A 16,097-nucleotide genomic window follows, 5' to 3' on the forward strand; every position below is an offset into this window, starting at 1 on the left:
CTCCGGATATTTTGCAATGATCGAATTCCGCTAAATCAGCAGATTCATATAAAAAGCAAAGGTTTCCTTGCTGAAGCGTTCAAAATTGGCGCGGGCAAAGTCCGGGGTCAGCGGATAACTGGCTTTGAAGCTGTCCCAGTCAAACAGATATTGGGACTTCGGTTGGGGCACCAGATTCTCATCATAAACAAAGCCTTCGCTGTTGAGCGGCGTGCCGAAGGATGCGCCCGGATTGTCGTAGGCCGCATGGTCCCGGATGTATCCGGTCAGTGCCGCCAGCGTTTCCAGATTGACTTCTTTCAGGGTCAGCGGATTTTTGTCGAACCCGAAGATGTAGCCGCCGCCCGGCAGCATGATATCCAGAAACCGCTTGGCCCGGTCAACGATCTGGGCCGGGGTGTCCGACTTCAGCGCACTGCTGGGGAATAAACCGGTCAGCAGGAATTTCTTGCCCAGTTTGTCCTTGATCGTCTGGGGATCGCCGTATTCGAAAGCCAGCCGGCTGCCGGCCGGAATTTCCGACAGCAGAATATCCAGATAGCGGCTCCAGTCGTGTTCGCAGAACATATTGGGACGGGCGCCCACCGCCGCGTACTGCTGCAGCATGGTTTTATAGGACGGCAGATAGACTTCCACAAAATCCTTTTCGCGCATGAAGGTCGGCATATGCAGCGGCATGAACACCGATCCTTCCGGATGAATATTTCCGGGCAGCCCCCAATGATATAACAGCGGCATCACCGCCGCGGTGGCTTCTTTGAGCTGGGTCCGGTGACGGCGGATGTCCATGCTGATGCCGGAAAAGCTGCGCAGCTGATCGGCAATGAAATCAAACGGCGCTTCGGTAACCTTGAACGAACCCAGCGGACAGCCGGGGTAATACCCATGGGTCTGGTTCAGTTCATCAAAGGTCGGCAGAAATGCCGTTTCATCATTTTGTAATGCCTGTTTTCCCATCTGGATTGTGGTCGCCATTTTGATCGGATTCCGGGGATCGAGGTTTTTGTACTGTCGCGGAATAATGGTTTCAACGAGAAAATCAAAGGTCTTTTCGGTCAGTTGATCATACTCGTCATCGTTCATCCCCACCACCTCGGGATGCTGGACAAATCCGCCCTTTCCCATCACAAAGGACTGCGATCCGTACAACTGATACATCGACGGAGTCCGGGACAGCAGAAAACTGGTCGGCGCCACCGGACACGAATCGGAATAGATTTTGTCACAGAGCGCCCGGGCCGGCTCAGCCAGCCGGGCATAATCAAACTGAAAATCGAACAAATTCTGGCCGCCGTATTCTGCCACCAGATGCTGCGGCAGGTTAATCCCCACCGGCATGCGCTCGGGAATTATATTCGCATAAAAATCATGGTACATTTTTTTGCGTTTTTGCTGCAGGGCTAAAACATCACTCATTTTCCCCTCCCATTTCCGTACCCCAGCAGATTCAGAATCATGTCATCGACATGGCGGTTTTCGCCCTGATAGGGATAGTTGTGAATATGCAGCGCGGGATTGAAATTCAGCTCAATGATGCCGTAGTTATCCCGGTCCGCCGGTTTTTTTATATCCTGGATGATCATATCGGCGCCGCAGATTCTGGCCCCGACGGCTTTGGCGGCCGCCACCGCAATGGCCTTGTAATCTGCTCCGATTGCATCCGTGAAATCAATGCTGTCGCCGCCGGTACTGATGTTGGAGTTCTCGCGCAGATAAACTGTCTCGCCTTTTTGCGGAATCGTCAGGATGGTTTTATGCTGTTCCTGAAGAAATGAAATTTCGGTCTGTTCCAGACGGATCTTTTCCAGCGGCGTCACATAGCCTTTTCCTCTGAGCGGATCCTGGTTCTTTATCGCCACCAGCGCTTCGATGGTATGAACGCCATCGCCCACCACATTGGCCGGGACCCGATGGAGAATGCCCGCCACCGCGTCGCCAATCACCAGAAACCGGAATTCACGGCCGGGGACAAAGGTTTCAATCAGCACTGACACATCGTGACGAAAAGCCTGCTCTACGGCATCACGATAATCCGTCGCCGACTGGAGCTTTTTCAGGATTACAATGCCGATGCCAAAATTTGAAGATTTCGGCTTGATCACGATATCCCGGCCGCGAAATGCCGCGAATTTCTCGACGGCTTCGTCGACCGACTTGACCATTATTCCGGCCGGTACACTGATGTCGTTTTCACGCAGGATCAGCTTGGTGACCGCCTTGTTTTCCATAATCAGCGGGGCAATATAGGTATCTGCCGAAGTCCGGGTTGCCTGTTTGACGTATTCGATATGGTCGTCTTTTTTGAGCCGGATAAAATTGTCGTCGGCATCGAGAATCTCAACTTCAATGCCGCGCTGCCTGGCCGCATCAATCAGCATGGCGGTTGACAATTCCAAACGGCTGTCTTTATTTTTAAACATTCTGTGCCTCTCTTTCCAAATGTAATTCGCTTATTATCATTATAGAATATCTCTGCGCAAATTGATAGGTGCTATTTTCAGTTTTAAAATTGGTTCTCGCCCGCAAGCACGAATCAGGCGCCGTTAAGCAAACGGACAGGCCGAAAAACCCCGCGGTTCTTCGGCCTGTCCGTTTGCTTAAAACCCCTTGCGACCGCATCAGCCGGGAGCTGCCAACTGATCATCCCCCGGCTGTCGGCCGCTTTCTCTTTGACGCCTTACGAAACAGTGATTGCCGTCACCGGGCATTCGTCCTGCGCCTCCATCGCCCCATCCTCGTATTCCCCGGGAATCACTTCCACGATGACGGTTGCGATATTATCAACATCCATTTCAAAAACTTCCGGACACGTTGCTTCGCACAATCCGCATCCGATACATTCGTCTCTGTCAACAATTGCTTTCATTTTCAATCTCCTTTCATTTTAATCACTTACTGTCCGTTAGCTTTTCAGGCAGTTTCGCACGAACCAATTTTTACACTGTCCGGCGGACAGTCTATCGACTGTTCGCCTACACGTTACAAAACTGGTTGTGGAAACTACTTGAAAAGCAATAATCGTTCTCTGAGTATTGATTGATATACCCCCATTTTTAAAGCCTAATCCCACTTTGTCAAAAACAGAAAAAACTGCTGCCTCAGGATTATTTTATTTATTATGAAATGCGTTGCAGATGCAACAGACTATTTCAGCGGAGCGTAGTACACTCAATTCAACAATCAACTTAAAAGAAATTGAAAGCCATTAAATGAATTCGGTTTTAAAGATGTTAATCCCGGTTTATTTGGGGTAATCTAACGATGATGCGTTGCCACCACCGGCCAAATTTCTTTTGGTCGGTTGCTTTTTACCACATTTAAAATTTTAAGGAGGACTTGTTTATGGGTTATCAAATTGACCTCAAAAAGATGAATGCCATTCTGGCAGATCTTTCAAAAACCTACACCATCTACGCCCCCAAACGCTTTGTCGGCGACGGCACGTTCGCCCACATCGACACCATCCGCTATGGCGAAATCAGCGATCTTGCGGAAATTGAATTTGCCGAAAAATCCAATTATTCGTTTAAGGAGGTGCTGCTGCCGATCTCGGAAACACTTTTCTATTTTACGGAAAATGAAATGAAGGAAGCTGATGCCCGAGCCAAAGGCGCGATCGTCTTTCTGCGCAGCTGCGACCTGCATGCGCTCAAACGTCTGGACACCATCTATCTGGAAAACGGCGCCGTCGACAGCTACTACAAACGGCTGCGGGACAACACCAAATTTATTCTGATGGGCTGCACCCAATCCTTTGAAAACTGTTTCTGCGTCTCAATGGGCAGCAACCAGACCGACGACTACGACGCTTATCTGAAAGTGGACGGTGAGACGGTGCTGCTTAACAGCCGCTGGGAGGCGCTCGACGATGCCCTTGCCGGCGCAACCGCCAAAGACGTGGTGCCGGATTTTGTCACTGAAAATGATACGGTGGTGGAGCTTCCCGAAGCGGTTCCCCAGGCGCTCTTTGACGCGCCCTTCTGGGAGGATTATGGCAACCGCTGCATCGCCTGCGGGCGCTGCAACTTCGTCTGTCCCACCTGCACCTGCTTCACGATGCAGGATCTTTTCTACACCGACAACGGCAAGGCCGGCGAGCGGCGCCGGGTCTGGGCCTCCTGTCATGTCGACGGCTACACCGATATGGCCGGCGGCCATGCCTTCCGCAACGACAAGGGCCAGCGGATGCGCTTCAAGGTCATGCACAAGGTCAACGACTACAAGCGGCGCTTCGGCACCCACATGTGTATCGGCTGCGGCCGCTGCGACGATGTCTGCCCGGAATACATTTCATTTTCAAACTGCATCAACAAGCTGAGTGCCCTGGTAAAGGAGGACAACTGAAATGACGATCATCAATCCCTATCTTCCCTTTCTTTCTGAAATCACCGCGGTCATCAAACATACCGACATCGAGTACACCTTCCGGATGACCTATCAGGGTGATGTGAAACCGGGCCAGTTTTTCGAAGTGTCGCTGCCAAAATTTGGTGAAGCGCCGATTTCCGTCAGCGGCATCGGCGACGACACGGTGGATCTGACCATCCGCAAGGTCGGCAAGGTCACCGATGAAATCTTTGAAAACTACGTCGGCGATCATCTTTTTCTCCGGGGTCCCTACGGCAACGGCTTTGACATCGACAACTACAAAGGCCGGGAAATCCTGCTGGTGGCCGGTGGCACCGGTCTTTCGCCAGTCAAAGGCATTGTCGATTATTTTTCCCAAAATCCCGCTGACGCCAACGGCTTTACCCTGCTGGTCGGCTTCAAATCGCCGGCAGATGTGCTCTTTAAAGACGATTTTACAACGTGGCAGAAAAACCTCAATGTAATCATGACGGTGGATACGGCGGACGACGGCTACTGCGGCAAACGCGGCATGGTCACCGAATATATCCCCAACATCCCGATCAAAAACGTCAGCGATGCGGTTGGTATTGTGGTGGGACCGCCGATGATGATGAAATGCACCATCGCCGAGCTGCTCAAGGCGGGCTTCCGGGAAGAAAACCTGTGGATCTCCCAGGAACGCAAAATGTGCTGCGGCATCGGAAAATGCGGCCACTGCAAAATCGACGACACCTACATCTGTCTGGACGGTCCGGTTTTCAATTACACCAAGGGAAAATTTTTGAAGGATTAGGAGGAGAATCATGTTAGATCTGAATACCAAGAAAATCAAGAAAAATGCCTATCGCGTCACTAAGGTCCGCGGCGAAACAGCATCGCGAATCCGCGTCCCCGGCGGACTGTTAACCGCCGATCTGCTGCCCCTGATCCAGCACATTGCCGAAACCTACGGCAACGGCAAGCTGCATCTGACCACCCGTCAGGGCTTTGAAATCCCCGGTATTAAATATGAGGACATGGACGCGGTCAATACCCTGCTCCAGCCCATCATCGACAAACTGGAGATCAATCAGGAGATTCCCGGTAAAGGCTATACCGCTGCCGGCACCCGGAATGTCTCGGCCTGTATCGGCAGCAATGTCTGTCCGTTTGCCACCTACAACACCACTGCTTTTGCCAAACGGATGGAGAAAGAGATCTTCCCCAACGATCTCCACTTCAAGGTGGCCTTCACCGGCTGTGCCAACGACTGCATCAAAACCCGGATGCATGATTTCGGCATCATCGGCATGACTGAGCCGCAGTATGACAAGGACCGCTGCGTCAACTGCCAGGCCTGCGTCAAGGCCTGCAAAAAGAAATCGGTTGATGCCCTCTCGGTGGAAAACTTTCGGATTGTGCGCAACACTGAAAAATGCGTGGGCTGTGGGGAATGCGTGATCAACTGCCCCACCCGGGCGTGGACCAGAAGTCCGGAAACCTACTACCGGCTGGTGATCATGGGCCGCACCGGCAAACGGAACCCCCGTCTGGCCGAAGACTTCCTGGTCTGGGCCAATGCCGATGCCATCGTCCAGATCGTCACGAATACCTACAAATTTGTCGAGAACTATATTGACCGGACGGCTCCCGGCGGCAAGGAACACATCGGCTACATCATCGACCGAACCGGTTTTGAGGAATACAAAAAATGGGCTCTGGAGGGTGTAAAACTGGATCAACGCACCATCGTCAAAAGCCCGGTTTACTGGGGCGGCATCCACTACGATTGATTGGTTGCTCACTAAACGAGAAACCAAAAAACTGACCATCACCAAACCTGCTCAATAAATAACGGCGGCGTCAGTCGAATTGCGTACCCATGCAATCCGGCTGACGCCGCTTTTCTCTGTGCCGCTATCGGTTATGCTGATCAGCCCTCGATGGCAATGATCGCATCGGCCCAGTCCTGGTAGAATCCGGCTTCATGGGATACCAGGATCAGACCGCCGGTCCATCGGATCAGCTCCTCTTTCAGCACCTCCTTGGCATCCACATCGAGGTGGTTGGTGGGTTCATCCAGAATCAGAAAATTGGCTTTGATCAGCATCAGCAGGCAGATCTTGACTTTGGCCTGTTCCCCGCCGCTGAGACTGGATACCGGCTGGAGCATGCTTTTGGCCTTCAGACCGCATTGGGCCAGATAGCGCCGGAGCTGGCTCTGGGTCAGCCGGGGATAGGCATCAGCCACGATCTGGATGGGTGTCAGGCTGGGGTCATCCCAATTGAGATCCTGCTCAAAATAGGCGATCTTGATGGTCTGTGCAAATTTGAATTTTCCGGAAAGTGCCGGAATTTTTTTGATCAGCGTTTTAAGCAGGGTGGATTTTCCGATGCCGTTGAATCCCGTGATGACAATTTTCTGGCCGGACTCGACTTTGAAATTAAGCTTGGCTAACAGCGGATAATCATAGCCGATTTCCAGATCCTTAACCGATAAGGACCGCTGGGTTGAAGTATGCTCGGCGGTGAAGCGGAAATTCGGTTTCGGGATCACCTCCGGCGATGCCAGCCGGTCGATCTTATCCAGTTGTTTCTGCCTGCTTTTGGCCATCGCTGCGGTGGATGCCCGAACCTTGTTTTTGGCGATATAGTCCTCGTATTTTTTGATCTCTTTCTTCTGGGCTTCAAATTCCCGGATATAGCTTTCCCGTCTCAATCCCTTCAATTCGATGAACTTGGTCATGTTGCCGTTGTACTTTTTGATGGTCGTGAATTCAATATCGCAGATACAGGTTGTCACCTTGTCCAGAAAACTGAAGTCATGGGAAATAACCATATAGGCCCCTTCATAGGTTTTAAGATAATCGGTCAGCCACGACACATGCTCCCGGTCCAGAAAGTTGGTCGGCTCATCCAGCAGCAGCACGTCGGGTTCCTCGAGCAGCAGTTTGGCCAGAATTACCTTGGCCCGCTGGCCCCCGCTGAGGTTTTCAAGCATGCTGTCCATTCCCAGGGCGGTGATCCCCAGGCCGTCGGCAATCTTCAGAATCCGGCTTTCCAGTTCGTAAAAGCCGGAATTCTCCAGTAAGCTCTGAAGATCCGCGGCTCGTTTGAGCACTTTTTCGCTGCAGTCCGTCGCCATCTTCTCGTAGATCTCAGTCAGCCGGGCTTCCGTCTGGTAGAGTTCGGAAAAGGCGGTTTTCAGATAGTCAAACACATTCACTTCCCGGTCGATTTTGGCATGCTGATCCAGATACCCGATCTTGATGCCTTTCTGCCACCTGATCTCCCCGGCATCGGGAATGATCTCGCCCGTCAACGTGTTCAGCAGCGTCGTCTTCCCCGTCCCGTTTCGTCCCACAATGCCCATATGCTCCCCTTTGAACAGCTCAAACGAAGCATTCTGATACAGTGTTTTCTCACCAAATCCATGTGTTAAATTTATTACATCCAGTAATCCCATTTTTTTCTCCTGTAGTTTGTATTTTTCGAACCTTGCGATTCGCTAATAGTAGAACAATCGTTGCTTTGATGTCGGTTTGTGCAACCAATTGGGTAACGTGTAGGCGAACAGTCCTTTGACTGTCCGCCGTACAGTGTAACAATTGGTTCGCGCGAAACCGGCGGCGAAGCTCACAAACGTCATTTCTATGCGTTTTTTTTTGCAAAATAAAAAACAGAGAGCCGTTTATACTGACTCTCTGTCATTATAAAAGGCCATAACAACATTGCGTTATGGCCACTAAACAGTCTTCTATCACGACTCGGTTCAGGCGTACTAAAACAAGCATAGCTAAGCTACACTAAAATTCGTCTGGACCGATGAGCATTAAAGTTTGTGTTTATCATTAGGCTCGCTGCAATGTCTCATCGACACTCTCATTACAGGAGCTTTTTCAATGGTTAAAATCATTCTGTTACACCTACCTGAAAGACAGTTTATCAAATCCATCAGGAATTGTCAACAGGCGAAGCAAACTAAAGCTGCTTTGCTGTTGGTTCGCGCGAAACCGGCAACGAATCTCACGGTCGTTCAGCATGCCCTATTTGAACAATGCAAAGCCGTTTTTTTCGATCTCGTCTTTGGATAAAGGCTTATAATAGTAATACCCCTGAATTTCATCACAGTCCTCATCTTGCAAAAAGCCTAGCTGGATTTCGGTCTCCACCCCTTCGGCGATGACCTTGAGCCCCAGCTTTTTGGCCAGATGGATCATGACCTCGATGATGGATTCGTCCTTGGGGTTCACGGCGATCCCCTGGATGAACTGCATGTCGATTTTAATTCGATCCACCGGCAGATCCTTGAGCCGGCTCAGGGACGAAAACTCGGTGCCGAAGTCATCAATGCTGATGCTCACGCCCATGTCTTTGAGCTTGTGCAGGCAATTGGCAATATCACCGGACTCCTTCATAGCGATGCTTTCAGTGATTTCCAGTTCCAGATAGCGCGGCTCAAGTCCCGTTTCCGCCAGACAGTTTCTGACGATGGCCTCCAGATCATCGCTCCGAAACTGCTCCACCGACAGATTGACCGCCATCTGCACTGGCTCAAGTCCCGCATCCTGCCAGGCTTTGTTCTGGGCGCAGGCAGTCATCAGCACCCATTCCCCGATGCTGTTGATCAGGCCGGTTTTCTCCGCAATCGGGATGAATTCCGACGGCGCAATGGTGCCCAGCTTCTGGTGATTCCAGCGCAGCAGCGCCTCAAATCCGACAATCTCCTGACTATTCGCACTGACCTGTGGCTGATAGTGCAGAAACAGCTCGTTTTTCTCCAGCGCCCGGTACAGGCTATTGGTCATGTACATTTTTTCGACCAGGCTCTGTTTCATTTCCTCCGAACAGAAAACAAGCTGGCCTTTACCGTTATTTTTGGCTTCATACATGGCCAGATCCGCATTCCTGATCAGCATGCTGCCGGTTTCCCCGTCGTCCGGGTAAATCGCAATCCCACAGCTCCCATTGACAAACACTTCCTGATCCGCCATGATCACCGGCGGCAGAAAGACCGCAAGGATTTTTTTCGCAATTTCCTCGAGGTCCTCCCGCCGGGACAGCTGAGGCACCATGACCAGAAACTCATCGCCGCCGAAGCGCGCCACAGTATCGTACTTCCGCACACAGCCCGAAAGACGCTTCGCGATGCACTGGAGCAGATGATCGCCCCAGTTGTGCCCGAGGGTATCGTTGACCTCCTTGAAGCCGTCGAGATCGATGAAGATCACCCCCAGAAACTTCTGGTTTCGTTTGGCCAGGGCCATTGCCTTCTCCAGCCGATTGTTAAACAGAATCCGGTTTGGCAAGCCGGTCAGAGTATCGAAATAGGCCAGATTGCTGATTTCCTTTTCGGTTTCCACCTTTTTTATGGCATCCGAGATGACGTTGGCCAGCACCCGCAGCAGTTCGAGATCGTCCATTCGCCACGGTCTTCGGATCCGGATCTGATCGAATCCGAGAAATCCGATGATGCGATCGCTGCCGAGAATCGGCACCTGAATCACCGAGCGGGTGTTCAGACTTTTCATCAGTTTCTGTTCGGCGGCCGCTTCCGGCGGCATCTTGTCGGTTGACGGCACGTAGATGATATGATTGTCACGGACCAGCTTTGTGCTCCAAGGCAGCGCGGGATAGGGACCTTCCGGTCTTTTTTCAACCAGCGATTTGTTCAGCCCGATGGTTTCGCGCAACCATTCGTTGGTGAAATTCACGGTCTTCAGATCGTCGGAAAACAGGCCGATGAAGGCTCGGTCGGCGTTGATCATGCTGCCGCTTGTTTTGAGCAGCTCCCATACCTTTTCATAGTAATTTGTTCCGTTGACGGTGACGAAATGGGTGGTGATGTCTGAGAACATCTTCTGGAATTCCACCTGCTGGTCGGTCTGTCTGAGCCGTTCAATATAGGCTTTATTGATGAAGGCCGCCAGCACAATGGTGATGGCATATAGCACCAGTCTGACAAAATAATCCAGGGTGCCGACATGGGCGGAGTAGTCGTTGACCGTCAGCCACAGCACCATGCCCGATACCATCGTCACTGTCGAAATTACCCAGAACATTTTAATGCGCTTGAAAATGATCGTGATCATCAGATAAACCAGCGGCGCAGTCCACAGAATATTGCTCATGCGCAGGTCGACAAACAGAAACAGCGTGTAGGGAATCGAAACGGCAATCACCCCGGTCAGAATCCGGTCCTTTGCCAGCGTCGACAAACCGGACAGAGTCAGACCAAACATGATGATGCCCATGATGACAAAGGCCGTGCTGTGGATCATGTCGAGCCAGAGCGTGGACGGATAAAAAAAGCATTTGCACAGATTCATGATGCTGACGCTGGCATAAACCGCTGCGATGTAGCGGATGAAGGAGGTGTGGGTCCGCGCGCTCAGAATATCGGACACGCTCCAGGTCTCCCCCGAATATGCGGCGGCAAAGAGTTGCCGTTGCCAGATGAAAGCAGCCGCGATCAGAAGCGGAATCAGCATGCCGGTCGTGATAAACCCGAGCGTAACCAGCCGCTGCCAGATGAGCGGATCAGCCGTATCAACCCGTGCCGAGGCGACAGCAAACGCCAAGGCCAGAACCGCCAGGCCGATGCAGACACCAGAAAAGAGCTGATTGCGGACAGCCTTTCGGTTATGCATCAGGTAGACGACGCCCAGAAAAGCATCGAGCATAAACGTGATATAAAAGATAATGGAGATGATTTCCTGCGGCATGTTTGGTCCTCCTTCCCGGCAGAATTTGCTGCGGCTTTCAGTCTTTGGCCAAATCCGGTGTCGAAATGTTGTAAATATCGCATTCGATCTGATCTTTGGACAGCGGCCGGTAATAGTAATAGCCCTGAATTTCGTCACAGGCTTCGTCTCTCAGAAAGACCAGCTGGACTTCCGTCTCCACCCCTTCGGCGATGACCTTGAGCCCCAGTTTTTTCGCCAAATGGATCATCACCGCGATGATCGATTCATCCTTGCTGTTCTGGCTGATTCCCTGAATAAAGGCCATATCGATTTTAAGCCGATCCACCGGCAGATCCTTGAGACGGCCCAGTGACGAAAATTCGGTCCCGAAATCGTCAATGCTGATTTCCACCCCCAGGGACTTCAGCCGGTGGAGGCAGGGGATCACGTCATCGGACTCCCGCATGGCGATGTTTTCGGTGATTTCCAGTTCCAGATACCGCGGTTCCAGCCCGGACTGCTTCAGGCTTGCTCTGACGATGGCTTCCAGGTTGTTGCTCCGAAACTGTTCCAGCGACAGATTGACCGCCATTTTCACCGGCGTGAAGCCCTTGTCCTGCCAGGCCTTGTTCTGAACGCAGGCGGTCAACAGTACCCATTCGCCGATGCTGTTGATCAGGCCGGTCTCCTCCGCGATGGGAATGAATACCGCCGGCGAAATGGGCCCCAGTTCCCCGTGATTCCAGCGCAGCAGTGCTTCAAATCCGACGATCGCCTGGCTTTCAGCACTGACCTGGGGCTGATAATGCAGCGTCAGCTCATGCTTTTCCAGCGCCCGATAGAGGCTGCTGGTGAGCATCATTTTCTCCTGCACGTCCTTTTTCATTTTTCCCGAACAGAAAACGACCTGGCCTTTACCGTTTTTCTTGGCTTCGTACATCGCGATATCGGCGCTTTTCGTCAGCGATTTCACGCTGTCCCCGTCATCCGGGAAGACGGCAACCCCACAGCTTGCGTTCATATGAAATTCCTGTTCGCCGATGATGACCGGCTGTTTGAATATCCCCATGATTTTTTTGGCAACATCCTCCAGATCACTTTTCCGGGCCAGCTCGGGAACCATGATCAGAAACTCATCGCCGCCGAAACGCGCCACCGTATCGTATTTACGGATACAGGCCGCCAGCCGCTTCCCGATGCTGTTGAGCAGATAATCACCCCAGTCGTGGCCCATCGTGTCATTGACTTCCTTAAAGCCATCCAGGTCCAGGAAAATGACCCCCAGCCCGTTTCCGCTTCGTCTTGCCAGTTCGATGGCCTGCTCCAGGCGGTTATTGAACAGCACCCGGTTGGGTAGATTTGTGAGGGTATCGTAGTAGGCGAGGTCGTTCATTTCCTTTTCATTGTCGACCTTGGCGATAGCGTCCGCCAGAATGTTGGACAGCACCCTGAGGGTTTCGAAATCTTCGGTTCGCCAGAATGCGTCTTTACCGATCCGGTCGAATTCGATGAAGCCGATCACGCAGTCTTTGCTGCGAATCGGAATCAAAACCATGGACTGGAGGCCCAGGCTTTCGAGGATTTGTCTTTCATCTTCAGCTTCCGGCGGCAGCTGATCGATGGCGGGCAGATAGACGATCTTGTTATCAAAGAGCTGTTTTCTGCTCCACTGCGGCACCGGCTGGCGTTTTTTTTCATTTTCCTGATCACCGGGCGCTTTCGTTTCGCCCCATTGATGGGTAAAGCAGACGGTCTGAAAGTTCTCGGAAAACATGCCCACTGCCGCCCGGTCAGCCTGAATGAATGCACCGCAACGGTTGAGGAGATTCTCAACCTTGTCGTCAAAATCGAAACGGGTCATGGTCACAAAATCCGTTGATATTTCGGCAATCATCTGCTGAAAATCCCGCTGTCTCCTGTTTTCGACCAGTCTGGAAAAATAAATATTCGTGATGATGGCGGTCAGGCTGATGCCGATCACGTAGAACATTAGCCGCAGCACATACGTCTGTGATCCGATCATCACATTGAATCGGGGGATTCGCAGCCATAATAGGAAACCCATCAGAAAACTGAGTGCCGCTACCAAAAAAAAGATGCGCCGATCATTGAATATGACCGTTATCATAATGATAAATATCGGCACCGGCCAGATGATGTTGCTGTACGGTCCGTCAAAATAAACGAGCATAACCACTGGCAGAATCAGCAGCAGCAGCAACGCCAGCAGCCGCTGCTGTTGCCTGACCGACTCGACCAGATAGGGGATGAGCATCATCAGGACGCTCATCAGCACCAGCGCAAAACTAAACGGGATGCCGGTTTCCCGGGCACCTGAAAGAAGTACCCCCAGATAGAAATTGACCAGCCCGCCGCCGGCAAGGATGATGCTGACATAACGAAAAAGCTTTGTCCGGCTGTCTTCACTGAGAATGACGCCTTCGGAGCACGCGCTGTTTCTGGCCTCGGTGCGCATCGAACCGAACTGATGAATAATGAAGTAGGACGCTGACGCCGGCAGCAGCGCGAGCAGCGGCCCCAGGGAAGGCAGTTGCTGGTTCAGGAAATGGTAGACCAGAATATCCGTAAACGTTCCCACCAGCAGAGCCGCACTGGCTGAAATAATCAGAATCAGCCCCTTCTTTTTGTCAATCGGATTTTCGGTCCGGCGCAGCCACCTGACCACCAGATAGAAAGCCGTCAGTGAAAAGCTCAGATAGTAGCCGTAGAACAGCAGTTCCCAGAAATTGCCGACCGGCATCACGATCCATCCGGTCACGGCATGCGTCATCCTGATCTGCCCACTGGCAGTCTGACTGACGAGCCCAAAAATGATCACATTGACGACGGCCGGGATGTAGAGCGCCGGCAGGATCAACGACTTTTTCCCGGCCCAGTTCCGGTCGGTCTCGGTGAGAACGATCACGAAATGAAGGACAACACCGTACACCACGCCCCAGCCCAGGACCGAGATTCTTCGCCAGAGCAGCGCTTCAGCAACTGTTTCAGCCGAATTGGACACGGCAAAGGTAAAGCTCCAGATGACGCCGCAAAGACAGAGCAGGGCAAACAGACGGTTGAGTCGCTCATCTTTGTTCAGCGTCAGGCCATAGGCGCCGAACATGGCATAAATGACAAACGCGATATAGAATGCCAGCGAAATCAGGTTTTGCATTGTCATTTGTCCTCCTTCTGTAAAATAATTACCGATTAAATAATCGGCAATTGTCAGACTAACTTGAACAGCATTGTCGAAAATCAGGAAAAAAGAACGAATCAAAGCCAATGAATGAGGCTGGTAATTCCTTCTTTATGTCATCCAGTTTAAACTTATATATTTCAAGCCATTTATCATGTTGTGAAGCCGCTTTTGAAGGGTATCTTTTAGACGATTATAGTTTCATTATACTATCCTGCCATTAAGAAATCAATTGCATTTTTTTCTATTTTAAATCAGTATCTTGTTAAAATCGGTATCTTGCTGGCGGCAGGAAAAGGCAGACCGCAAAGCGGTCACCAATTTTTTTATTGGTGCAACCTTGCAGACTGCCTTTTTGGCGTCGTGCTTATCTGTTTCGTTTATTTTATAATGATTTCATCGCCCGGCCTGATTTCACCGTTCTTAAGCACCTTGACAAAGATACCCTCCCGGGGCATGATGCAGTCGCCGACCTGCTGTTTAATGGCACAGCCTTTATGGCATTCCTTGCCGATCTGGGTCACTTCCAGCAGAACGCCGTTGATCTCCATCTGCGTCCCCACCGGCAGCGTGAACAGTTCAATGCCCTCGGTGGTCAGGTTTTCGGCAAATTTTCCGGGATCAAGTCCCGCAACGCCCATCGCCGTCATTTTGTCGATGCTCTCCTGCCCCAGCAGACTGATCTGTCGGTGCCAGTTGCCGCCATGAGCATCTCCCTTGATACCAAAATCGACCAGACATTCCCCAACTGCGACCGGATGTTTGATCACGCCTTTCTTGTCACTGATATTTACTGCAATAACTTTCGCCATTATTTTTTCCTTTCGTCGAATCCGAATTTCCACTTTATCTTGATCGACTCAATTATATCCGCTTTTCAATCTGTCCGTCAAGCGCCAACTCATCAGCCGCCGATCATCTGCATCCGCCGCGACGATGAAAACGGCTCTTTGAAATGATGCCCCATCGGTTTGTTGTAAACAATCTGCCGCATGATTTCGCCCATATCCTGCTGTTTGAGATCAAGTGCTTTTCTGATATCCACCTCTTCATTGTTCCCCAGACAGAGTCTTATTCTCCCATCCGAGGTCAGCCTGACGCGGTTGCAGTCGGAACAGAACTGATGGGTCATCGGTGAGATGAAGCCGATTTTACCGGCAAATCCGGCGATCCCGTAATAAACGGCCGGTGCGGCTTTGTCATTTCTTTTCAGAAACTCGAGCTGCGGTCTGGCCGCGATGATAACATCATTGCTGATGATTTTTTCGGCATTCTTTTCGCCAAAACAGCCCATCGGCATCAGCTCGATAAACCGGACTTCAATGGGCCGGTTTCTGGCCAGTTCGATGATATCGTCGATTTCATCATCATTTACGCCTTTAATCAGCACCGTGTTGAGCTTTACCGGGGTCATTCCCAATTCCAGCGCACGATCGATGCCGTCCAGCGTCTTTTTAAGATCACCCCCGCCGGTGATCTGTCGGAATTTGTCTTCTTTTAGCGAATCCAGACTGATATTGAGCCGCTGCAGCCCTGCTTTCTTTAAATCTTCGGCCATTCCCAAAAGATTGATGCCATTGGTGGTCATCGAAATGTCTTCAATTTTCGGGATGCTGGATATCCTGCTGATGATCTCGCAAATATCCCGCCGCACCAGCGGCTCCCCGCCGGTGATTCTGACCTTCCTGATCCCGACCTTCGTCATCGCCCGTGTGATCGACTCGATCTCTCCGGGGCTGAGATTTTGCTCCTGATTTTCCTGGCAGAGACTGCCGTCCGGATTGCAATAGACACATTTCAAATTGCAGTTCTGGGTGACAGATATCCGTAAATATTCAATCTTTCTTCCATACCGATCCAGCATTGTTTCACCCGCTTTCACT

At 51.4% G+C, this 16,097-nt stretch carries 11 protein-coding genes; 3 read left to right on the forward strand and 8 right to left on the reverse strand.

Annotation, left to right across the window (positions count from 1 at the left end; all coding sequences use genetic code 11):
• Positions 1–30: 30 nt before the first annotated feature.
• The 3 genes from GH808_RS00880 to GH808_RS00890 all read right to left on the reverse strand — a co-directional run bounded on the left by GH808_RS00880 (position 31) and on the right by GH808_RS00890 (position 2,866).
• Positions 31–1,416, reverse strand: a complete 1,386-nt coding sequence (locus GH808_RS00880; RefSeq protein ID WP_186840916.1) for a uroporphyrinogen decarboxylase/cobalamine-independent methonine synthase family protein — start codon at positions 1,414–1,416, stop codon at positions 31–33.
• Positions 1,413–2,420: a bifunctional glutamate--cysteine ligase GshA/glutathione synthetase GshB gene (gene gshAB, locus GH808_RS00885; protein WP_186840917.1), complete on the reverse strand. Its 1,008-nt coding sequence runs from the start codon at positions 2,418–2,420 to the stop codon at positions 1,413–1,415. The genes GH808_RS00880 and gshAB overlap by 4 nt, the downstream gene beginning before the upstream one ends.
• 257 nt (positions 2,421–2,677) lie before the next feature.
• Positions 2,678–2,866, reverse strand: coding sequence for a ferredoxin (locus GH808_RS00890; protein ID WP_186840918.1), 189 nt, complete (start codon positions 2,864–2,866; stop codon positions 2,678–2,680).
• Between the two features lie 476 nt (positions 2,867–3,342).
• On the opposite strand from GH808_RS00890, the gene asrA reads away from it, so the two are divergent.
• From asrA to asrC, 3 genes are read left to right on the forward strand one after another with little or no spacing between them, the layout of a single operon-like run.
• Entirely contained in the window at positions 3,343–4,344 is a 1,002-nt protein-coding gene (gene asrA, locus GH808_RS00895; RefSeq protein WP_186840919.1) for an anaerobic sulfite reductase subunit AsrA, read from the forward strand.
• Between the two features lie 7 nt (positions 4,345–4,351).
• The gene (asrB, locus tag GH808_RS00900; protein WP_186841003.1) at positions 4,352–5,143 is read left to right on the forward strand and encodes an anaerobic sulfite reductase subunit AsrB; all 792 of its coding nucleotides are present in this window, start codon (positions 4,352–4,354) and stop codon (positions 5,141–5,143) included.
• Positions 5,144–5,153: 10 nt separating this feature from the next.
• A complete protein-coding gene (asrC, locus tag GH808_RS00905) occupies positions 5,154–6,122 on the forward strand; it encodes a sulfite reductase subunit C (RefSeq protein WP_186840920.1) in 969 nt (322 codons plus the stop codon).
• 140 nt (positions 6,123–6,262) lie between these two features.
• Here the strand turns inward: asrC and GH808_RS00910 are convergent, their stop codons facing one another.
• The 5 genes from GH808_RS00910 to moaA form a co-directional block, all read right to left on the reverse strand.
• Positions 6,263–7,795, reverse strand: a complete 1,533-nt coding sequence (locus GH808_RS00910; protein WP_186840921.1) for an ABC-F family ATP-binding cassette domain-containing protein — start codon at positions 7,793–7,795, stop codon at positions 6,263–6,265.
• Positions 7,796–8,375: 580 nt separating this feature from the next.
• Entirely contained in the window at positions 8,376–11,054 is a 2,679-nt protein-coding gene (locus tag GH808_RS00915; RefSeq protein ID WP_186840922.1) for a bifunctional diguanylate cyclase/phosphodiesterase, read from the reverse strand.
• A 37-nt stretch (positions 11,055–11,091) separates the two neighbouring features.
• Entirely contained in the window at positions 11,092–14,196 is a 3,105-nt protein-coding gene (locus GH808_RS00920) for an EAL domain-containing protein (protein WP_186840923.1), read from the reverse strand.
• A gap of 398 nt (positions 14,197–14,594) precedes the next feature.
• Positions 14,595–15,026, reverse strand: a complete 432-nt coding sequence (locus GH808_RS00925) for an MOSC domain-containing protein (protein ID WP_186840924.1) — start codon at positions 15,024–15,026, stop codon at positions 14,595–14,597.
• Between the two features lie 92 nt (positions 15,027–15,118).
• Positions 15,119–16,078, reverse strand: coding sequence for a GTP 3',8-cyclase MoaA (gene moaA, locus GH808_RS00930; RefSeq protein WP_186840925.1), 960 nt, complete (start codon positions 16,076–16,078; stop codon positions 15,119–15,121).
• Between the last annotated feature and the right edge of the window lie 19 nt (positions 16,079–16,097).

Origin of the sequence: Acetobacterium fimetarium (genome assembly GCF_014284475.1) — a bacterium.
GTDB lineage: Bacteria > Bacillota > Clostridia > Eubacteriales > Eubacteriaceae > Acetobacterium > Acetobacterium fimetarium.